19 protein-coding genes are annotated in these 20634 nt (G+C 67.5%); 13 read left to right on the top strand and 6 right to left on the bottom strand.

All coding sequences use genetic code 11. The features are described 5' to 3' along the window. Positions 1 to 344: 344 nt before the first annotated feature. Positions 345 to 1373, bottom strand: coding sequence for a helix-turn-helix domain-containing protein (locus PSA7680_RS14075; protein WP_085869356.1), 1029 nt, complete (start codon positions 1371 to 1373; stop codon positions 345 to 347). Between the two features lie 192 nt (positions 1374 to 1565). Here PSA7680_RS14075 and PSA7680_RS14070 point away from each other — a divergent pair, with 192 nt between their 5' ends. Both PSA7680_RS14070 and PSA7680_RS14065 read left to right on the top strand, forming a co-directional pair. Further along, positions 1566 to 2417 (top strand): hydroxymethylglutaryl-CoA lyase, encoded by an 852-nt coding sequence (locus tag PSA7680_RS14070; protein ID WP_085869355.1) that lies wholly within the window; start codon positions 1566 to 1568, stop codon positions 2415 to 2417. Positions 2418 to 2427: 10 nt separating this feature from the next. After that, on the top strand, positions 2428 to 3219 hold the full coding sequence (locus tag PSA7680_RS14065; protein ID WP_085869354.1) for a crotonase/enoyl-CoA hydratase family protein: 792 nt from the start codon (positions 2428 to 2430) through the stop codon (positions 3217 to 3219). A 41-nt stretch (positions 3220 to 3260) separates the two neighbouring features. Here the strand turns inward: PSA7680_RS14065 and PSA7680_RS14060 are convergent, their stop codons facing one another. From PSA7680_RS14060 to PSA7680_RS14050, 3 genes are read right to left on the bottom strand one after another with little or no spacing between them, the layout of a single operon-like run. Then, positions 3261 to 4226 (bottom strand): 2-hydroxyacid dehydrogenase, encoded by a 966-nt coding sequence (locus tag PSA7680_RS14060; RefSeq protein WP_085869353.1) that lies wholly within the window; start codon positions 4224 to 4226, stop codon positions 3261 to 3263. Beyond that, entirely contained in the window at positions 4219 to 5067 is an 849-nt protein-coding gene (locus tag PSA7680_RS14055) for a fumarylacetoacetate hydrolase family protein (RefSeq protein WP_085869352.1), read from the bottom strand. The genes PSA7680_RS14060 and PSA7680_RS14055 overlap by 8 nt, the downstream gene beginning before the upstream one ends. 18 nt (positions 5068 to 5085) lie before the next feature. Beyond that, entirely contained in the window at positions 5086 to 6876 is a 1791-nt protein-coding gene (locus tag PSA7680_RS14050) for an IlvD/Edd family dehydratase (RefSeq protein WP_085869351.1), read from the bottom strand. 313 nt (positions 6877 to 7189) lie between these two features. On the opposite strand from PSA7680_RS14050, the gene PSA7680_RS14045 reads away from it, so the two are divergent. After that, the gene (locus PSA7680_RS14045) at positions 7190 to 8071 is read left to right on the top strand and encodes an NAD(P)-dependent oxidoreductase (protein WP_085869350.1); all 882 of its coding nucleotides are present in this window, start codon (positions 7190 to 7192) and stop codon (positions 8069 to 8071) included. Between the two features lies 1 nt (position 8072). After that, positions 8073 to 9083 (top strand): D-erythronate dehydrogenase, encoded by a 1011-nt coding sequence (gene denD / locus PSA7680_RS14040; RefSeq protein ID WP_085869349.1) that lies wholly within the window; start codon positions 8073 to 8075, stop codon positions 9081 to 9083. Here denD and PSA7680_RS14035 read toward each other — a convergent pair. Continuing rightward, positions 9062 to 9709, bottom strand: coding sequence for a GntR family transcriptional regulator (locus PSA7680_RS14035; protein ID WP_085869348.1), 648 nt, complete (start codon positions 9707 to 9709; stop codon positions 9062 to 9064). The two genes, denD and PSA7680_RS14035, sit on opposite strands and share 22 nt — an antisense overlap. A gap of 225 nt (positions 9710 to 9934) precedes the next feature. On the opposite strand from PSA7680_RS14035, the gene PSA7680_RS14030 reads away from it, so the two are divergent. From PSA7680_RS14030 to PSA7680_RS13990, 9 genes are all read left to right on the top strand, one after another. After that, a complete protein-coding gene (locus PSA7680_RS14030; RefSeq protein ID WP_085869358.1) occupies positions 9935 to 10954 on the top strand; it encodes a TRAP transporter substrate-binding protein in 1020 nt (339 codons plus the stop codon). A 134-nt stretch (positions 10955 to 11088) separates the two neighbouring features. After that, a complete protein-coding gene (locus PSA7680_RS14025; RefSeq protein ID WP_245824651.1) occupies positions 11089 to 11943 on the top strand; it encodes a TRAP transporter small permease subunit in 855 nt (284 codons plus the stop codon). Beyond that, positions 11944 to 13821, top strand: coding sequence for a TRAP transporter large permease (locus PSA7680_RS14020; RefSeq protein WP_085869346.1), 1878 nt, complete (start codon positions 11944 to 11946; stop codon positions 13819 to 13821). Positions 13822 to 13868: 47 nt separating this feature from the next. Continuing rightward, positions 13869 to 14804 carry a phytanoyl-CoA dioxygenase family protein gene (locus PSA7680_RS14015; protein ID WP_085869345.1) on the top strand — a complete coding sequence of 312 codons (936 nt, stop codon included), beginning with the start codon at positions 13869 to 13871 and terminating at the stop codon, positions 14802 to 14804. Positions 14805 to 14813: 9 nt separating this feature from the next. Beyond that, positions 14814 to 16319, top strand: coding sequence for a UxaA family hydrolase (locus tag PSA7680_RS14010; protein WP_085869344.1), 1506 nt, complete (start codon positions 14814 to 14816; stop codon positions 16317 to 16319). Between the two features lie 13 nt (positions 16320 to 16332). Beyond that, positions 16333 to 17184 carry a shikimate dehydrogenase family protein gene (locus PSA7680_RS14005; RefSeq protein ID WP_085869343.1) on the top strand — a complete coding sequence of 284 codons (852 nt, stop codon included), beginning with the start codon at positions 16333 to 16335 and terminating at the stop codon, positions 17182 to 17184. A gap of 62 nt (positions 17185 to 17246) precedes the next feature. Next, positions 17247 to 18134: an NAD(P)-dependent oxidoreductase gene (locus PSA7680_RS14000; RefSeq protein ID WP_085869342.1), complete on the top strand. Its 888-nt coding sequence runs from the start codon at positions 17247 to 17249 to the stop codon at positions 18132 to 18134. An 8-nt stretch (positions 18135 to 18142) separates the two neighbouring features. Then, positions 18143 to 19078: a DMT family transporter gene (locus PSA7680_RS13995; RefSeq protein ID WP_085869341.1), complete on the top strand. Its 936-nt coding sequence runs from the start codon at positions 18143 to 18145 to the stop codon at positions 19076 to 19078. Positions 19079 to 19103: 25 nt separating this feature from the next. Beyond that, entirely contained in the window at positions 19104 to 19697 is a 594-nt protein-coding gene (locus PSA7680_RS13990) for a LysE family translocator (protein ID WP_085869340.1), read from the top strand. A gap of 12 nt (positions 19698 to 19709) precedes the next feature. Here the strand turns inward: PSA7680_RS13990 and PSA7680_RS13985 are convergent, their stop codons facing one another. After that, a complete protein-coding gene (locus tag PSA7680_RS13985) occupies positions 19710 to 20531 on the bottom strand; it encodes a hypothetical protein (RefSeq protein ID WP_085869339.1) in 822 nt (273 codons plus the stop codon). Positions 20532 to 20634: the final 103 nt, after the last annotated feature.

Below are 20634 nucleotides of genomic sequence, written 5' to 3'. Positions count from 1 at the left end.
ACAGCGGCGAGATCACCGCCCATTCCGCATCGCTCACATCGTGTCTGCCCGTCATGCTCACCTCCGTTTCCGAAAGTGAATCATCACACCGCCAAAAACGGAATCCCGTTTATGAGTTCACGACCTAGGCGCCCGAAGACGCCAGAAAAGGAGGCAACTGACCGTTGTTCTTCGGCAGGACGCAGGTCTCGACGCCGGCTCTCCCCAGAAACACGGCGGAGACGGCTGCGGCTGCCCTGTTGTGTGGCCACTCCTTGATGGGAGCGGTCTACGGGATTCGCGGGCAGGCGGCTTTCGCACCCCTGCCAAAACCTTTCGATTTTCCGCCACCGGCCGGAAGGCGATCAGGCCGCGGAGGATTGCAGCGCGTAGGCCTTGGGGGTGAGCCCCGTCCAGCGCTTGAAGGCGGTGGTGAAGGCCGCCTGGTCGGAATAATCCAGCACGTAGGCCACTTCCGAGATCGGCAGACCGTCGCGCAGGTAGCTGCGGGCGATGTCTTCGCGCAGGCCGTCCACGATCTCGCGGAAGGAGATGCCGTTCTCGCTCAGGCGGCGGGCGAAGGTGCGCCGGCTCATGCCGAGGTTGGCCGCCACCTCGTCGGCCGAGGCAAGGCGGCCCGGCAGCCCGTCGAGCAGCAGCTTCTCGATGCGGGCGCGCAGATCCATCGTGCCGCTGTCGTTGCGCGACAGCAGGAGGTTGCCGTAGTTGGTGAGGTGATCGCGCAGGGCGGGATCATAGGTCGGGATCGCAAGGCCCAGCGTGGAGGGCGCGAGCACGATTTCATCCATGCCAGAGGAGAACACCACGTTGCAGCCGATCTTGCGCTGGATCGCTTCCGCGCAGGGGCCGGCCTCGTGGCGGAAGCGCACTTCGAGCGGGAAGAAGGGCACCTGGGTGATCTGGCGCATCGTGGCCAGCGCCGCACAGATGAGGAACTCCCGGTGGTGGTGCATCCGCGCGATTTCACCGTCTTCGCTGCGGGTCTGGAAATGCCCCGCGCTGTTGCTGACCTGAAGCCAGTAGACCGTCGTGGGATCGACGAGCACATGATAGCGCGAGGCCGCGTCGATGGCCGCACGCATGTCTTTCGAATACTTGGCGATGTAGGTGGTCAGCGAGTGGGAATTCACGAAGGCGAGCCCGGCGCGCACCGCGAATTCGCCCTGTCCCTCCAGTGCGCAGGCGGCCTGGCAGAAGCGGGCCTCAAGGCGCGTGTCCACCTGCCCGTCCCGCACCCGGAGATCCTCCCGCGTGACGCCGAGATCGTCGAGAATCGCCTGCGCGGGGCGGGGCGAACCAGTGTAGTCATCAAGGCAGGAGACGAGATGGGAAAGGCGCTGAACAGGAACGGACGGCTTTGAATTTTGTGCCATTGAAACCACTTACATGAAACTCTTCCATAATCTTTCCGCGTTGCGGCGACAAAATCAACACCTCCGGTGCCGATTTGCGCACCATTGTGAACCGGTGGGCACATCCCATGCCCCTTAGGCCCCTCTTCCCTGCCCACCGGTGAGCGTGTAGGACTGGCCGCGCCGGAAATGGCGGCATCGAGGGAGGAACAGATGGCCGAGACCGCAACGATCTTCGAGGTCGGTCCGCGAGACGGGTTGCAGAACGAGAAGGCGCAGATCGCCACCGCCGACAAGATCGCGCTGGTGGACATGCTCTCGGCCAGCGGCCTGCGCAAGATCGAGGTGACGAGCTTCGTCTCGCCGCGCTGGGTGCCGCAGATGGCCGATGCGGCGGAGGTCATGGCCGGGATCACCCGCGCGCCGGGGGTGGATTACGCGGTGCTGACGCCCAACGCCAAGGGCTTCGAGGCCGCACGCGCCGCCCGGGCCGACGAAATCGCCGTCTTCGCCTCGGCATCCGAAGGCTTCAGCCGGAAGAACATCAACTGCTCCGTCGCCGAGAGCCTCGCCCGCTTCGAGCCGGTGATGATCGCCGCGCTGGCGCACGGCATCCCCGTGCGCGGCTATGTCTCCTGCATCACGCACTGCCCCTACGACGGCGCCGTGGCGCCCGAAGCCGTGCTGGACGTGGCCGAGAAGCTGCTTGCGATGGGCTGCTACGAGGTAAGCCTCGGCGACACCATCGGCGCCGCCACGCCGGACACCGTGTCCGCGCTGCTCGACGTGCTGCTCGCCCGGATCCCCGCCGAAAAGCTGGCCGGGCATTTCCACGACACCCACGGCCGCGCACTCGACAACATCGACGTCTGCCTCGCTGCCGGCCTGCGCACTTTCGACGCCGCCGTCGGCGGGCTCGGCGGCTGCCCCTACGCGCCCGGCGCCGCCGGCAACGTCGCCAGCGAAGCCGTGCTCGGCCTGCTTTCGGAACGGGGCTTCGACACCGGCGTCGATGCCGCCCGCCTTGCCGAAGCCACCCGTTTCGCCCGCAGCCTGAGAACGTGAGATCCCGAGCATGACCGCCTACCAGACCCTTTCCGTATCCACCGACGCCCGCGGCGTCGTCTCCCTGCAACTGAACCGCCCCGAAGCACGCAACGCGCTCTCGGCGCAGATGATCGAGGAACTGACCGATTTCGCCCGCACCGTCGGCGCGGCGCCGGGCACCCGCGCGGTGGTGCTTTCGGGCGCGGGCAAGGTCTTCTGCGCGGGGGGCGATCTGGGCTGGATGATGGATCAGATCCGGGCCGACAGGCCCACGCGGATGCGCGAGGCGCGCAAGCTGGCGGCGATGCTCAGGGCGCTCAACGAGATGCCGAGCCCGCTGATCGGCAGGATCCACGGCGGCGTCTTCGGGGGCGGCGTGGGCATGGCCAGCGTCTGCGACGTGGCGATCGCCGAGAGCGGCACGACGTTCGGCCTCACCGAAACGCGGCTCGGGCTGATCCCCGCGACCATCGGCCCCTACGTGATCGCGCGCATGGGCGAGGGCAAGGCGCGGAGGGTGTTCATGTCGGCCCGGCTGTTCGGCGCGGCGGAAGCGCAGGCGCTGGATCTGATCGCCGGCCATGCGGCGGCCGAGGATCTTGATGCACGCGTCGAAGCCGAGGTCGCGCCCTACCTGGAGGTCGCGCCCGGCGCGGTGGGCGCCGCCAAGGCACTGGCGCGCGCGCTCGGCCCCCGCATCGACGATACCGTGATCGACGACACCATCACACGGCTCGCCGACACCTGGGAAACACCCGAGGCGCGGGAGGGCATCGAGGCCTTCCTGAACAAGGGCGTGCCCAGCTGGCGGCGGGCCTGAACCGAGCGCCATCGGCCTGTTCCGCGCCACGCTCTGAAGGATCAGCCGTTCAGTGCCTTGCACTCCGGCACCGGCGTCAGCACCGTGCCGTCCTTCAGGAAGCGGCTGAGGTTGTCGCAGGTCAGATCGCCCATCGCCTGGCGGGTTTCCACCGTGGCCGAGCCCACGTGGGGCGTGAGCAGCACGTTGTCCATCGCCTTCAGCGCATCCGGGATCTTCGGCTCCGCCTCGAACACGTCGAGCCCCGCCCCGCCCAGCGCGCCGCTTTCCAGCGCGGCCACGAGCGCGGCCTCGTCCACCACCGAGCCACGCGAGACGTTGACGAGAATGCCCTCGGGCCCCAGCGCCTCCAGCACCTGCGCGTTCACCAGGTGCCTGGTGGCCGCGCCGCCCGGCGTGATGCAGACCAGAACGTCGGACTGGCGCGCCATCTCCACCAGATCGGCGCAGTAGGTGAAATCCACGGGCTTCGGCGCGCGGCTGTGATACAGGATCTTCGCCCCGAAGGCCTGCGCCCGCTCGGCTATGGTCTGGCCGATGCGGCCCAGCCCGAGGATGCCCATGGTGCGGCCCTGCACGGAGCGGGTCAGCGGAAAGGCGCCCCTGGCCTCCCAATCACCGCTGCGGGCCCAGCGATCCGCCGGAACCACCCGGCGCGAAACGCCCAGCCAGAGCAGGATCGCCGTATCGGCTACCTCGTCGTTGAGCACATCGGGCGTGTGGCTCACGAGGATGCCCCGTTGCGCCGCGCCTTCGGCGTCGATCGCGTCATACCCGACGCCGTAGCTCGAAACCACCTTCAGCTCCGGGCAGGCGGCCATCACATCCTCGGGCACGCCCCAATGCCCGTCGGTGACGATCGCGGTGACGGACGGGCCGACCTGCGCGAGAAAGGCCGCCCGGTCCTCCTGCTCGAAAAGCTTGTGGATTTCGAATTCGGCCTCCAGACGGGCCCTCATCCGCTCGGTGACCGAGCCGATCTGCAGCAGCACGGGTTTCTCAGACATCCGCGCGCACTTCCTGGCGCTGACGCCCCAGCCCCTCGATCCAGACTTCCATGACGTCCCCCTCCTTCAGGTATCTCGGTTCGGGCTTCATGCCCATGCCCACGCCGGGCGGTGTGCCGGTGGAGATCACGTCTCCGGGGTGGAGCGTGAACAGCTGGCTCAGGTGCGAGATGATCTGCGCCACCGAAAAGATCATCGTGGCCGTGGTGCCGTGCTGCATCCGCGTGCCGTTGAGCTCCAGCCCCATTTCCAGCGCCTGCGGGTCCGCGATCTCGTCCGCCGTCACCAGCCATGGACCGATGGGGCCGAAGGTGTCGCAGCTCTTGCCCTTGGTCCATTGCCCGGTGAGATCGAGCTGGAAGGAGCGCTCCGAAACATCGTTGCAGATGCAGTAGCCGGCCACGTGTTCGAGCGCCTCGGCCTCGCTCACGTATTTCGCCGCCTTGCCGATCACCACCCCCAGTTCGACCTCCCAGTCGCTGCGGGTGGAGCCGCGCGGCAGAACGACGTCATCGTTTGCGCCGCTGATCGCCGAATTGGCCTTCATGAACAGGATCGGATGCTCTGGGATCGGCAGGCCGCTTTCGGCCGCGTGATCGGAGTAATTGAGCCCGATGCACATGAACTTGCCGATGTTGCCCACGCAGGGCCCGAGCCGGGCGCCTTCCGGCGCCCGCGGCAGCCCGGCCGGATCGAGCGCCCTCAGGCGCGCCAGCGTGCGGGCATCCAGATGCGCGCCGCTGATGTCGGGCACATGGGAGGAGAGATCGCGGATCTCCCCTTCCGGGCCGACGATGCCGGGCTTCTCCTCCCCCGGCGCGCCAAACCGCACCAGTTTCATGTTGCCTCCCTTGCCTGCCTAGTGGTTGTCGCGCGGGAGCGGACCCTGCGCGAGCCGCTTGTACTTGTCGGCCCCTTCGAGGGTCATGCCCTCGGACAGCGGGCGGACGCTCTCGCGGAAGATCTCCTGCCACGGGGTCTGCGACTCCGGCGTGAAGGGGCGCTCGCCCAGTTTCGCGCGGCGCGCTTCCAGTTCGGCCTCGTCCACCAGCATGTTGGCGGTGCAGGTGTTGAGATCGATGCGGATGCGGTCACCCGTCTGCACCAGCGCCAGCCCGCCACCAGCGGCGGCTTCCGGGGAGGCGTTGAGGATCGAGGGCGAGCCGGAGGTGCCGGACTGGCGCCCGTCACCCACGCAGGGCAGCGCGTGGATGCCCTTCTTCAGCAGGTAGGCCGGCGGGCGCATGTTCACCACTTCCGCCGCGCCCGGATAGCCGATCGGCCCGGCGCCGCGCATGATCAGGATGCAGTTTTCATCCACGCCGAGGCTTTCGTCGTCGATCCGCGCATGGAAATCCTCCGGCCCGTCGAAGACGATGGCCCGGCCTTCCCAGGCGTTGGGGCTATCCGGGTTGGAGAGGTAGCGCTGCCGGAACTCCTCGCTGATGACCGAAGTCTTCATGATCGCGGAATCGAACAGGTTGCCCGACAGGTTGATGAAGCCCGCCGCCGGCATCAGCGGGGCGTCCGCCGGACGGATCACGTCATCGTTCTCGGTGCGGCGCGCGGCGCAGTTCTCGGCCATCGTCCTGCCGTTGGCGGTGATCGCATCGGGGTGCGGCAGCAGCCCGGCGGCGATCAGCTCGCCGATCACGGCCGGCACGCCGCCGGCGCGGTGGAAATCCTCGCCCAGGTATTTGCCGGCCGGCTGCAGGTTCACCAGCAGCGGGATCTCGTGGCCCAGCGCCTGCCAGTCGTCGTTGGTCAGCTCCACCCCGAGGTGGCGCGCCACGCCGTTCAGGTGGATCGGCGCGTTGGTGGAGCCGCCGATGGCGGAGTTGATGACGATGGCGTTCTCGAAAGCCTCGCGCGTCATGATATCGGTGGGCTTCAGATCCTCGCGGACCATCTCCACGATGCGCTTGCCGGTCTCGTAGCTGATCTGGCCGCGCTCCCGGTAGGGCGCGGGGATGGCGGCGGAACCGGGCAGCTGCATCCCCAGCGCCTCGGCCAGCGAGTTCATCGTGGTGGCGGTGCCCATGGTGTTGCAGTAGCCCACGGACGGCGCGGAGGAGGCCGCAAGCTCCATGAAGCCTTCATCGTCGATCTCGCCGGTGGCGAGCATCTCGCGCGCCTTCCAGATCACCGTGCCCGAGCCCGCGCGCTCGCCCTTGAACCAGCCGTTCAGCATCGGGCCCACGGAGAGCGCGATGGCGGGGATGTTCACCGTGGCCGCCGCCATCAGCAGCGCCGGGGTCGTCTTGTCGCAGCCGATGTTGAGCACCACGCCGTCGATCGGGTAGCCGTAGAGCGTCTCCACGAGGCTGAGGTAGGCAAGGTTGCGGTCGAGGCTGGCGGTGGGGCGCTTGCCGGTTTCCTGGATCGGGTGCACCGGGATCTCGATCACCGTGCCGCCGGCGGCGATCACGCCGTCGCGGACGCGCTTGCTCAACTCGATGTGGTGGCGGTTGCAGGGGCTCAGATCGCTGCCCGTCTGGGCGATGCCGATGATCGGCTTGCCCGATTGCAGCTCTTCCCGCGTCAACCCGTAGTTGAGGTAGCGTTCGAGGTAGAGCGCCGTCATCTCCTGGTTGTCGGGGTTGTTGAACCATTGCTGCGAGCGCAGCCCGCGCTTCGTCTCGTTGCTCACGCCATTCGTCTCCTGGAACCGGGCCCCGACTCGCGCGGGGGCCTGCGAAATGTCACCGGGCCGGGCCCGTTTCACCGTGCCGCCGAACCGAAACAACCAGCACCAAATACTGCACAAGCCCTTGGGAACACGTTCGTTTCCGCTCCCTTTCGCCCGGCAGCCCGGCCATGATCGGTTCGGCTCAGGCATTTTCCGCTTCGATGCGAAACATCGCGAAAATGGGTCTGGCCGCGCGCGACCCTAGTCTCTAGGCTTCGCCGAAATCAAGGGCCGAACGGATGCTGCATCTGCATCCCCAGGCAAGGGAGGGGACATGACGAAACCGACGATCGCGCTTCTGGGCACGGGCCTCATGGGCGCACCGATGAGCGCCAACCTGCTGCGGGCCGGCTATCCGCTGCGCGTCTGGAACCGCACGCGCGCCAAGGCCGAGCCGCTGGCCGCCGCCGGCGCGCAGGTCTGCGACACCGCCGCCGAGGCCGTGGCCGGCGTGGACGTGGTGATCTCGATGCTGGCCGACGGCCCGACGACCGCCGCCGTCCAGGCCGAACCGGCCCTGCGCGCGGGGCTGAAACCGGGTGCGCTTTGGATCGAGATGGCCTCGGTGAAGCCGGCCGAGGCCCGCGCCCAGGCGCAGGATCTGGCAAGCCTCGGCCTGCGCCACCTCGATGCGCCGGTATCGGGAGGCACGAAGGGGGCCGAGGCGGGCACTCTGGCGATCATGGTCGGCGGCGAGGCCGAGGTCTTCGCCGAAGCGGAGCCGGTGCTTGCAGCCATGGGGCGGCCGGTGCACGTGGGCCCTTCGGGCAGCGGGGAGCTGTCCAAGCTCGCCAACCAGTCCATCGTCGCCATCACCATCGCGGCGGTGGCCGAAGCCATGCTGCTGCTGGAACGGGGCGGCGCCGACCCGGCCGCCGTGCGCGACGCGCTGAAGGGCGGCTTTGCCGATTCCACCATCCTTCAACAGCACGGGCAGCGGATGACGGAGGGCAATTTCGTGCCCGGCGGGCTCACGAAGTTCCAGGTCAAGGATCTGGACAACGTGCTGGCCGAGGCTGCGGGGCTGGGCCTGACCCTGCCCACCACCCATGACGTGAACGAGCGTTTCCGCCACCTCTGCGACGCGATGGAGGGCGGCGACATGGATCACTCCGCGCTCTACCTCGAACTCAAGAAACGCAACGGTCTGCTGTGACATGGGCACCATCGAGAACATCCTGATCATCGGCGGCGGCGGCATGGTGGGCCAGAAACTGGCCCATGCGCTCGCCCGCGAGCCGCTCACGCCGGGCACCACATCCGCCCTCACCCTGATGGATCTCGGCTTTCCGCCGGGCAGCCCGGCAGGGGCGCGCCAGATCACCGCCGACGTCTCCGACCCGGCGCCGCTCAGGGCCGCGCTGGCCGAGCGCCCGGCAGTGATCTTCCACTTCGCCGCCATCGTCTCAGGGCAGGCAGAGGCCGATTTCGATCTCGGCTGGGCGGTCAACCACATGGCCTTCTGGCACTTCCTCGAAGCCGTGCGCCAGGAACATCTCGCCTCAGGCGGCAGCTACTGCCCGCGCGTCGTCTTCACCTCCTCGATCGCCGTCTTCGGCGGCCCCTACCCCGAGGTCATCGACGACGGTTTCCCACCGGCGCCGCTGACCTCCTACGGCGCGCAGAAGGCCGCCTGCGAACTGATGCTCGCCGATTTCTCGCGCAAGGGCTTCCTCGACGGGATCGCCATCCGCCTGCCCACGATCTGCGTGCGCCCCGGCAAGCCCAACAAGGCGGCCTCGGGCTTCTTCTCCGGCATCATCCGCGAACCGCTCAACGGGCAGGAGGCGGTGCTGCCCGTGGGCACCGACGTGCGCCACTGGCACGCCTCGCCGGCATCGGCCGTGGGCTTCCTGCGCCATGCCGCCCGGCTGGACACCGCGCCGCTGGGCCAGCGCCGCGCGCTCAACCTGCCCGGCGTGTCGTGCACCGTGGAAGAGCAGATCGAGGCCCTGCGCGCGGTGGCCGGAAACGACGTGGTGGCGCTGATCAAGCCGCAGCCCGACCCGGTGATCGAAAGCATCGTCGCCGGCTGGCCGCGCAATTTCGCGCCCGAGCGTGCGCTGGCGCTCGGCTTCCGGGCGGACGCCGATTTCCGGGCCATCATCGAAAGCTACATCCGCGAGGATCTCGCGCCGGAGCAGGCTCAGAGGTTGCGCTTGAGATGATCGTGGATCGCCGCGCGGCAGGCCGTTTCGTCACGGCCCAGCGCGACGTCGAGGATCGCCTGGTGCTCGGCGATGATGGCGCGGAAGTAATCGCCGCCGAAATCGCGCTCCAGCGCGAACATCTGCTGCCGGAACTGCAGGTAGATGCTTTCAAAGCTCTCAAGCAGGATCGGCGAATCGCAGGCCGAGATGAGCGTCCGGTGGAAATCGTATTCCGCCGCACTCCAGAGCGCCTTGTCGTCCCCCGGCGCACCGGATTCCCGTGCGATCCGCGTCTCGATGTGCACGAGCTTGTGATGGGCCGCCGTCAGCTGCGCCTCCCAGGCCACCCCGCCATGCACCATCGACCGCGCCGCGCCTTCCTGCTCCAGCATGATTCGAAACCGGGTTACGTCAGACCGGATCGCCTGGGAACTGGGCTTCGTCCGAAACCCCCTCTGAAGCTCGAAGCTCACCAGCCCCACCGCCGAGAGCCGCAGCAGAACATCGCGGATCGTGTTGGCGGAACAGCCGTAGGTGCCCTGCAATGCGCCCGGCTTGAGCTTCTCGCCCGCCCCGAAGAAGCCGTTGATCAGCTTGTCCTGCAGATCGCTGTAGATCGCCGCCGTATCGGCTCCCTTGACCATGGCGCACTCCCCGCCTGCCCGCGCCTTCCCCGGCGCGGAAACTGGTTATGACCGGAATCGCTACCACGTCGAAATGCCAAAAATCCAGATAATTTCGAAATTTTTTTCTTTTTCAAATTATTGTTGGCATTGACGGGAAGCCGTTGTTAGGCTCCCCCTGCGTCAATCCGGCACGCCCAGGGAGGAAGGCCTCGGATGCGCAACGACAACATTGGGAGGAATACCATGAAACTCAGGAATCTGGCCGCGGCCCTGGCCGGTGCGACGGCCATCATCGCGGGCACCGCGCTGAGCGCGGAAACCACGAAACTGCGCATCCAGACGCACTACGCCCCGGAGACCGTCTCCGGCAAGCTCGCCGCGCAGTACATCGACGACATCCAGACGATGTCCAACGGCGAGATCGAAGTGGAAATGTTCTACTCGTCCTCCGTGGTGAAATCGGTGGAGACCTTCGACGCCGCGGCCACGGGCATTCTCGACTGCGACATGACCGGCGGTGGCTACCAGACCGGCAAGAACCCCGCGTTCCAATTCGTGGGCGACATCATGGGCGGCTATGAAACGCCCTACCAGCAGCTTTCGTGGCTGTATTTCGGCGGTGGCCTCGAAGCCGCTGCCCCGCTCTACAACAAGTATGGCATGGAGCTGATCGGCTGGTGGGTCTACGGCCAGGAGAGCTTTGCCTCCTCCAAGCCGATCGAGAAGGTGGAAGACTTCAAGGATTGGAAATTCCGCTCCCCGCCGGGCATGGAAACCAAGATCTTCGAGAAGCTCGGCGCCAGCCCGATCGTGATGGATTTCACCGAGATCTTCACCGCGCTTGAAACCGGCATCATCGACGGTGCGGACGCCTCCGGCCTCGCCAACAACGTGGGCCTGGGCCTCTACGACATCGTGAAATACGCCAACTTCCCCGGCTTCCACTCGATGCCGTCCGACCACCTCGCCTGCAACAAGGCCGTGTTCGACGCCATGCCGGCCCACCACCAGAAGATCATGAAGGTCGCGATGGAGGCCCTGGCCCTGCGCACCGCCCTGACCTTCGAGAAGGCCAACGCCGAAGCCGCCGCCAAGCTGCGCGCCGAAGGTGTGACGCTTTCCGCTTGGTCGCCGGAAGAACTGCAGAAGTTCCGCGACGCCGCCCAGGCGACCTGGCCGGAATTCGCCACCACGCCTGAAGCCCAGGCGCTCGTGGAGAGCCACCTGGCCTACCTGGATCAGCTGGGCCTCGTGTCCAAGTAATCCGAGCCTTTGGCGGGTGGGCCTCGAAATGGCCCGCCCGTTTTCTCTTGCAAACGGTCACCCGATGGCCGGCCCAAGGCAGAAACCCCCGCAGGGACATGGAACAGAAGCACGGAACCCCGATTGAGTGGCTCATGCCGCTCGCCTTTTGCACCGTTTTCGGATGGGTCGTCTGGCACACGCCGGCCTTCATCCTCGATTTCGGCCCCGAGAACCAACAGCTCGCGGCGCTCTACGCCCGGCTCGACGTGTCGCCGGGCCTTGCGCCCCTTTTCGGCGGCTACGGCGACATCATCGACTATGGCGCCCTGCTGCTTTCGCCGCTGATCTTCATCGGCGGCGTGATGACGGTGCGCCGCGCCCCGATGGAATTCGAATCCTGGCGCGCGATCGATCGCGTCGCCGTCTTCATCGGGCGCATCACCATGATGCTGATCGTGCTGCTGACCTCGGTGATGATCTACGAGGTGATCCTGCGCTACGTCTTCGAAGCGCCGACGCTCTGGGCAAACGAGCTTTCGCTCTGGCTCGCGGGCTTCGTGTTCCTGCTCGCGGGGCTCTACGCCATGCAGCAGCGCAGCCACATCCGCATCTTCCTGCTCTACGATGCCGTGCCCCGCTGGCTGCAACGGGTGTTCGACGTTGTGTCCACCTCGCTGATCGTCATCTTCGCCGCGGCTCTGATCTACGGCGGCTACGGCGAGGCCTTCGCGAAATTCATGCGCTGGGAAACCTTCGGCACCGCCTTCGACCCGCCGATCCCGGCGACCCTCAAGATCATGGTGCTCGTGATCATCGCGCTCGTCGCGATCCAGGCCGTGATCAACCTCATTTCCGACTGGAACGCCGTCCCGGTGGTGCACACCGCCGCCGACGACATCGACCAGGACGAACTCGAACGCCTGAAAGCCGCCGTCGGAAACGAGGGCGTCGGCGAACTGGACGTCACCCGCGGCGCCATCCAGGGCAATCAATCGGAGCACAAGTAAGTGGATATCGGAACCATCTCTCTCGTCCTGATGCTCGGGCTCATCCTGCTGCTCGCCATCGGGATGCCGCTGGGCATGGCCTCGGCCTTCCTCGCGGTGCTCGTTCTCGTCATGAAATTCGAGCCGGCGCTGCTGTTCAATCCGCTCTCCTTCGGGGACGGCATCCTCACCGGGCGCCCCGGCTCGGGGCCGCTCAACATCCTGAGCCAGAAGATATACGGGCTTTTGACGGACTACGTGCTCATATCGATCCCGTTGTTCATCTTCATGGCCGCGCTGCTGGAGCGTTCCGGCATCGCCAAGGACATGTACAACTCGCTGTCGATCTGGCTGAACCGCACCCGTGGCGGCATCGCCATCGTCACCTCGATCATGGCGGTGATCATGGCCGCGATGTCGGGCATCATCGGCGGCGAGGTCGTGCTTCTGGGCCTGATCGCCCTGCCCCAGATGCTGCGGCTGGGCTACGACCAGAACCTCGCCATCGGCACCATCTGCGCGTCGGGCTCGCTGGGCACCATGATCCCGCCCTCCATCGTGCTGATCATCTACGGCCTCATCACGGAGACCTCGATCAAATCGCTGTTCACGGCGGCCTTCGTGCCGGGCTTCATGCTCGCAAGCTTCATCATCATCTACATCGTGATCCGCACCAAGATCCGGCCCGACCACGCGCCCCTTCCCAACGAGCGCATCGCGGCGGAACTGGCGGCCCTCGGCCCGGAGCAGACGCGCGAACGCGCCGCGCTCGAAGCCGAGATGGCGGAGTTCGAGGCCCAGCCGGCCGGCCGGGAAAAACTGGCGCTGTTCCTGTCGTTCCTCTGCGTTCTGGCCGCGGGGTTCTGCACCATCCTCTTCCTGCGCGCCGGCTTCTTCACCATCACCGGCCAGAACGTCGATCTCGGCGACGGGCAGGAGACGATCTTCTGGGGCCGCCCCGATCACGTTCTGTGGTTCGCGGGCATCGTCGCGGCGGCGCTGGCGCTGATCTTCTTCGTCTTCGGGCTGGAGCGCACCCAGCGCGGCTGGCTCATCGGCAAGGGGCTCGTGGCCCCGATCGTGGTGATCGGCGTGGTGATGGGCTCGATCTACGGCGGCATCACCGGCATCACCGAGGCCGCCGGCATGGGCGCGCTGTCGGTCTACATCCTGATGACGCTCTACCAGAAGAGCTTCACCGGATGGCTCGACGTGCTCCGGCGCAACGCGGTCTGGATCGGTCTCTACATCGGGCTCGCCCTCGTGCTGCCGCAGTTCCTCACCAGCTGGGAAAGCCTCGGCCAGGTGCAGACCGTGGCCACCATCGCCGTTCTGCTGCTGTGCACCCTGCGCCTTCCGGTCGTCGTGGACGGCCTCTGGGACAGCCTCATGCGCACGCTGAAATCCACCGGCACGATCATCTGGGTCACCATCGGCGCCGCCGCGCTGGCCGGGGCCTACACGATCGCGGGGGGGCCGACCTACGTGGCCGATTTCATCGTCGGGGCGGATCTGCCCACCATGGGCATCCTGCTGATGATGATGCTGATCCTGCTCTTCATGGGCGCCTTCATGGATTGGGTCGGCATCGTGCTGCTCATCATTCCGGTGTTCCTGCCCATCGTGCAGCGCCTGCCGATCGAGGAGATCGGCCTGATCGGCACGCTTCAGCCCAAGTATCTGGCGGTGTGGTTCGGCGTGCTGTTCTGCATGAACATGCAGGTCAGCTTCCTGTCGCCGCCCTTCGGCCCCGCGGCCTTCTACCTGAAGTCCGTGGCCCCGCCGCACATCTCGCTGACCGATATCTTCAAGGGCTTCCTGCCCTTCATCGGCATCCAGATCCTCGCCCTGTCGGTGCTGCTGATCTGGCCGCCGATCATCGAGATCCTGTTGAAGTAGACATCCCCCGGGCCCGCGAGGGCCCGGGGCCCCCGAAAGCCCGGCCCATGCTCAGCCCCGATCAGATCTCCGAATTCCAGGCAACCGGCATCCTCGTTGTGCCCGATGTCCTGCCGGAGACGACGCGGCGCGCGATCGAAGCCGAATACACCGCCCGGCTCGACGGGCTGCTGGCCGGCTGGGGGCTTCCCGAGGCCGGGCAGCCCCTGTCCTTCGAAGAAAAGCTGATGGCGGCCCACGCCACCGGGCGGGACTGGTTCCAGCCGCTGGACATCTCCCTGCCTGCCGAGCGCATCCGCGCCGACACGCCTTTCCACTTCGGCCCCGCCGTCTTCGAGATGATCACCCACCCGCGGATCCTCGACATGGTGGAAGATCTGATCGGCCCCGAAATCACCTCCAACCCGATCCAGCACGTGCGCATCAAGCCGCCCGAGGCCCGGCTCGCCCCCGGCGAGCGCCGCGCCCACGTCGGTGGCACCGACTGGCACCAGGATCGGGCCGTGGCCCATGAAGAGGCCGACGACACGCAGATGATCACCGTCTGGCTCGCCATCACCGACGCCACCGTCGAGAACGGCTGCCTTCAGGCCAAGCCTTTCAAGGCGCCCACGATGCTGCCCCACTGCCCGCAGCGGCAGACGGCCATCGCGCCGGGCCACCTCGACACATCCGACGCCATACCGCTGCCGGTGCCCGCCGGCGGGGCGGTGCTCTTTGATCCGATGGTGCCCCACGCCGCCCTGCCCAACCGCAGCGACGGCCTGCGCTGGAGCTTCGATCTGCGCTACAACGTGACCGGCCAGCCCACCGGGCGCAGCCATTTCCCCGAATTCATCGCCCGCTCCCGCGCGCACCCCGAAAAGGAATTGCGCGACTGGCGCGACTGGCAGCAGATGTGGCTGGCGGCCCGCGCACGGCTGGCGGGCGAATCGCATATCGACATCCACCGCTGGCAGGCCGACAGCCCCGCCTGCGCCTGAGGAGCCCGCATGAGCAGAACCGTCAGACTCGACCCGTCCGACAACGTCGAGACAGCCGTCGAGGCCATTGCCGCCGGCGCCATTGCGGCTGGCACCACCGCCCGCGAACCGATCCCCGCCGGCCACAAGATCGCCACCCGCGCCATCGCCCGGGGCGAGCCGATCCGCAAGTATGCCCAGATCATCGGCTACGCGGCCGAGGACATCCCCGCCGGCAGCCACCTGCACACCCACAACGTGGAGTTCCGCAACACCGACGTGGCCTATGAATTCGGCACCGATCTGCGCCCGCCGAAACCGCCGGCGCGGCAGGACAGCTTCATGGGCTACCGCCGCGAAAACGGCAGCGTCGGCACCCGCAACTACATCGCCATCGTCACCTCGGTGAACTGCTCGGCCACCGCCGCCCGCCGCATCGCCGACGCCTTCGGCCCCGAAGAGCTGGCGGCCTATCCCAACGTCGATGGCGTCGTCGCCTTCGTGCATGGCACCGGCTGCGGCATGGGCGGCGACGGCGAGGGCTTCGAGGCACTGCAGCGGGTGATGTGGGGCTACGCGCGCCACCCCAACCACGCGGGCGTTCTGATGGTGGGGCTGGGGTGCGAGATGAACCAGATCGACTGGCTGCTGGAGGCCTACGGCCTGAAGCAGGGGCCACTGTTCCAGACCATGAACATCCAGAACGTCGCCGGGCTGCGGCGCACCGTTGAGATGGGCATCGAGAAGGTGAAGGCCATGCTGCCTCTGGCCAACGCTGCCCGGCGCACGCCCTGCCCGGCGTCGGAGCTGAAGGTGGCCTTGCAATGCGGCGGCTCGGATGCCTGGTCCGGCATCACCGCGAACCCGGCGCTCGGATACGCCTGCGATCTGCTCGCGGCGCAGGGCGGCACCGGCGTGCTCGCCGAAACCCCCGAGATCTACGGCGCCGAACACCTGCTGACCCGCCGCGCCAGGGATGAGGCCACCGGCCAGCGGCTGATCGGCCTGATCCGCTGGTGGGAGGATTACACCGCCCGCAACCGCGGCTCCATGGACAACAACCCCTCGCCCGGCAACAAGAAGGGCGGGCTGACCACGATCCTCGAGAAATCCCTCGGCGCCGCCGCCAAGGGCGGGACCACCCCGCTGAACGGCGTCTACCGCTATGCCGAGCCGGTGACGGCCCGGGGCTTCACCTTCATGGACAGCCCCGGCTACGACCCGGCCAGCGTCACCGGCCAGATCGCCGGCGGCTGCACCCTCGTCTGTTTCACCACCGGTCGCGGCTCGGCCTTCGGCAGCAAGCCCGCGCCCACGATCAAGGTGGCCACCAACACCGCCCTCTTCGAGCGGATGTCCGAAGATATGGACATCAACGCCGGCTCCATCCTCAGCGAGGGGGTGAGCGTCGAGGAGAAGGGCCGCGAGATCTACGAGATGTTCCTCTCCGTCGCCTCGGGCGCCCAGAGCAAATCCGAGGCGCAGGGGCTGGGCGATTACGAATTCGTGCCGTGGCAGATCGGCGCGGTGATGTAGCAAGGCAAGAAAGATGAAGACCCTACGTATCGGATTGATCGGTGACCACATCGGCGACTCCCGTTTCGGCGCGGCCATGCAGGCCCTGTGCGACCTGCACGCGCTCGATCTGTCCTTCACCCCCATCGACACCGCGGGCGACGCAGGTTTCTCCCTGCACGATACGCTGGAGAGGCTGCAGGCCGAGGGCTGGGACGGCGTTTCCGTCACCCACCCGCACAAGGGCGCGGCGGCGGATCTCGCCGGAAGCGCGGTGACGGAGGAAGTGGCCGCGATCGGCGCCAGCAACCTCGTGACCTTCCGCCCGGAACGGCTGGCCCACAACACCGATGCGCCGGGCTTTCGCGGCGCCTGGCACGCCGCTTTCGGCTCCGCCGCACCGGGGCAGGTCGCCATGGCCGGGGCCGGCGGCGTGGCGCGCGCCGTGGCGGCGGCGCTTGTCTCGCTGGGTGCCGAGGAGATCCTCGTCTGGGATCCCGAGCCCGAACGCGCCAAGGCCTTCGCCGCAAGCTTCGGCCCCAGCGTGAAAGCCATCCCCTTCGCCGGGGCCGCCGATGCGATCCGCGAGGCGGACGGGCTCGTCAACGCCACCCCGCTCGGGATGGGCCGGGACAAGCGCTCGGCCTTCTCCGCCAACCTGCTCGGCCCCCAGAGCTGGGCCTTCGATGCCGTCTACACCCCGCCCGACACCCCCTTCCTGAAGGACGCCGCCGGCCGCCACCTCTCGATCCTGAGCGGCGTGGCGCTGTTTCGCTACATGGCCATCGAATCCTTCACCATCTATTCCGGGCTGACCCCGGACGAAGACGCCGCGCTCGAGGTGCTGCGGCCGCTCGCGGCCGATTTCCACCCCGGCCGCCCCTGACCCATCGGCCGCCGCCCCCCACGGCGCGCCCCGAACCGACAAGCATTCCTGAGGAGCAAGACATGTCCAAACCCACCATCGGATTCATCGGCCTCGGCCTCATGGGCTCGGCCATGGTGCAACGCCTGCTCGATTGCGGCTACAGCCTCACCGTTCTGGGCAACACTGACCGCACCGGGGTGGAAGCCGCCCTCGCGCGCGGTGCAACCGAGGCGGCCACGGCGCGCGAACTGGCCGCCGCCAGCGACATCGTGATGCTCTGCATGGGCACGTCGGACCACGTCGAAGGGCGGATGCGCGGGCCCGACGGCGTGATTGCCGGGCTGCGCCCCGGCGCCGTGGTGATCGATTTCGGCACCTCGCTGCCCTCCTCCACCATCGCGCTCGGCGCCGAGGTCGCCGCCGCCGGGGGCACCATGCTCGACGCGCCGCTCGGGCGCACGCCCAGCCACGGGCGCGACGGCCAGCTCAACATCATGTGCGCCGGCGACGAGGCCGCCTTCGCCAAGGTGAAACCGGTGCTGGAACAGCAGGGCGAGAACGTCTTCCACCTCGGGCCGCTGGGCGCGGGACACACGATCAAGCTGATCAACAACTTCTTCGCCATGACCACGGCCAACGCCATGAGCGAAGCCTTCGCCATGGCCGACAAGGCCGGCGTGCCCCGCCAGAGCCTCTATGACGTGATGAGCGCGGGGCCGGTGCATTCGGGCATGATGGATTTCGTCGCTGCCTACGCGCTGGAGGGCAACCCGGAGAAACTGGCCTTCTCGGTGCGCAATGCCGCCAAGGACGTGGGCTACTACGCCACGATGGCCGAAGCGCTCGGGGTGAAATCCATCATGTCCAACTGCGCCCGCGAAGCGCTCGGCGCGGCACTGGAAGAGGGGCGCGGCGATGACCTGGTGCCGCAGATGGTCGAGTTCTACAGCGCCCGTTTCGGCAAATAGGCGCGGCGATGTCCGCGCAAGCCACGCGACCGGGGCACCCGCAGGCCCATCTCGGCATGGGCATGATGCTCATGGCGTGGTTCCTGTTCTCCTTCGTCGATACCTCGGTGAAGTGGCTGGTGCTGCTGGGCATCCCTGCGATGCAGCTGGCCTTCATGCGCTACTTCGTGGCGCTGCTGCTCACGCTGCTGGCCGGGCGCGGCGCCGCCCGCCGAGCCAAGCGGCGGCCGGGCGCCGCCGCGGCCCGCGCGCCGGCCTCCGGCCTGCGAAAGCTCACCGGGCGGCAGGTGGCGATGCTGTCCCTGCGCGCCTTCCTGCTGGTGTCGGCCACGGCGCTCAACTTCATCGCGCTGCAGTATCTTTCGCTCACGGTGACCTCGGCCATCATGTTCTCCGCGCCGATCTTCGTCTGCGCGCTCTCCGGCCCGCTGCTCGGCGAGCGGGTCGGCCCGTGGCGCTGGGGGGCAATCCTTCTTGGGTTCGCCGGGGTGCTCATCATCGTGCGCCCGTGGAGCGCGGCGTTCCACTGGTCCGCCGTGCTGATCGTCTACAACGCGCTGGCGCTGGCGCTGTTCTCGATCCTGACGCGCCGGCTCAGCGGGCAGGTGCCCGCGCTCACCATGCAGCTCTTCATGAGCGTGCTGGGCAGCATCGTGCTGCTGCCATTCGCCCTCGCCGGCTGGGAAAGCCCGGCGACCTTCCGGGACTGGGGCCTCCTGGTGGGGCTCGGCGCCTTCGCCTGGGCCGGGCACGAGATGTTCAGCCGCGCGCATGCCTATGCCGAAGCCTCGGTTCTGATGCCCTTCCAGTATTCCTTCATCCTGTTCATGACGGCCGGCAGCTTCCTCGTGTTCGGCGATGTGCCGGACGCGGTGACGCTGCTCGGAGCGGCCGTGATCGTCGCCGCCGGCCTCGTGATCTGGTGGCGGGAGCACCACGCATGACCCAAGCCAACGAGGCCCGCCCGCCATGCTGACCTTCGCCGCAGCCGTCTTCTTCCTGATCATCACGCCGGGGCCGGGCGTGCTGTCCACGGCTGGCGTCGGCTCGGCCTTCGGAGCGCGGGCCGGCAGCCGCTACGTCGCCGGGCTCTGGATCGGCAACAACGCGGTGGCCCTCGCGGTGATCTCCGGGCTCGCGGCGGTGGTGCTGGCGGCGCCGGTGGTGCGCAATATCCTCTTCGCGGCCTCCACCGCCTACCTGCTCTACCTCGCGCTGCGCATCGCCGCCGCCGGCTCCCGCATCGCCTTCATCGAGGCCCGCAGCGCACCGGGCATCTGGAACGGGATCGCCCTTCAGGCCATCAACCCGAAGGCCTACGCGGTGAACACCGCGCTGTTCTCGGGCTTTTCCTTCCTGCCCGAAAGCCTCGCCGCCGAGACCATGCTGAAGCTGCTGATCTTCAACGCGATCTGGATCCCGATCCATTTCCTCTGGCTCTATCTCGGAATCCGCCTGCACGCGTTGAACCTCTCGCCCGGCAGCCACCGGGCGATCAACATCGCCATGAGCCTTTCGATGCTCGCGGTCGTCGCGCTGGCGGTGCTGGCCTTCCTGCGCTGACGCGGCCGCCGATCAGAAGTTGAACGTCAGGCCGAGGTAGGGGCCGTGCTGGTTCACGTCGTAGGCAAAGGTGCCGCCGGCGCGCTCGGTCGAGAAATCGATGCCGTAGAACTGGTAGCCGAAGCGCAGCGCGGTGTTTTCCCACTTCTGCCAGCTGAAGCCCACCAGCGCGAGATAGGCCAGATCGTTGCCGTTCACGCCGAAGCCGCTCAGTTCGGCCCGCGCGCCGAAGATCCAGTCGTCGGCCACTTCCACCGAGTAGCGCGCGGTGATGACCGGCTCGAACCAATCCTCCGTGCCGCCGATCGTGGCGGTGCCTCCTCCGCCGCCGGTGCCGGTGACTTCCTGTTTCAGCCGGTTCCATTTCACCCCGAAGGCGAGATCGGTGGCAAAGGGCCGCCCGGCGGCGTTCACCCCGGCGTTCACCCGGTAGGCCCCCTGCAGCGCCAGGAAGGATTGCCGGGCATCCACCTCGACCCGAGTGACCGTCGGCCCGGGAAGGGCCTGATCGAGGCCGAGGTTGGTGTAGTAGCCTTCCGCGATGATCCCGTAGCGCCCTTTCCAGCCCTCGTAGCGGATGGAGGCCGCCCCCTGCAGCAGGTCGAAGATGTCGCCGAGATCGAGATCCAGATCGGTGGCGTTGCCATCTATGGTGGAGGTGCCCGTGGTGGCCAGCGGCAGAAACAGGAAGGGCGTCACGCTGTGTTGCCAGCCATCGGATGACAGCGCGCCGGGCGCGGGCTGCGCCGTGGCGCCACTGCCTTCAAGGGTGAAGAGGGCCGCGGCCAGCAGGGCCGGGAGCGTCTTTAGTAGGGTCTTGCTGGTGCGTCGCATCGTGCAACCTCCTGTTGCCTGCCTCTCGTGCTGAACAGCGGATGCAGGTTTCCGTTGCGTAAATTCTTTCACGGATCGCCCCCGATACCAAGAACAAAGCCCA

Origin of the sequence: Pseudoruegeria aquimaris (assembly GCF_900172235.1) — a bacterium.
Classification (GTDB): Bacteria; Pseudomonadota; Alphaproteobacteria; order Rhodobacterales; family Rhodobacteraceae; genus Pseudoruegeria; species Pseudoruegeria aquimaris.
Note: the sequence above shows the minus strand (reverse complement) of the source record. Positions and strands in the feature narration are given on the sequence as shown.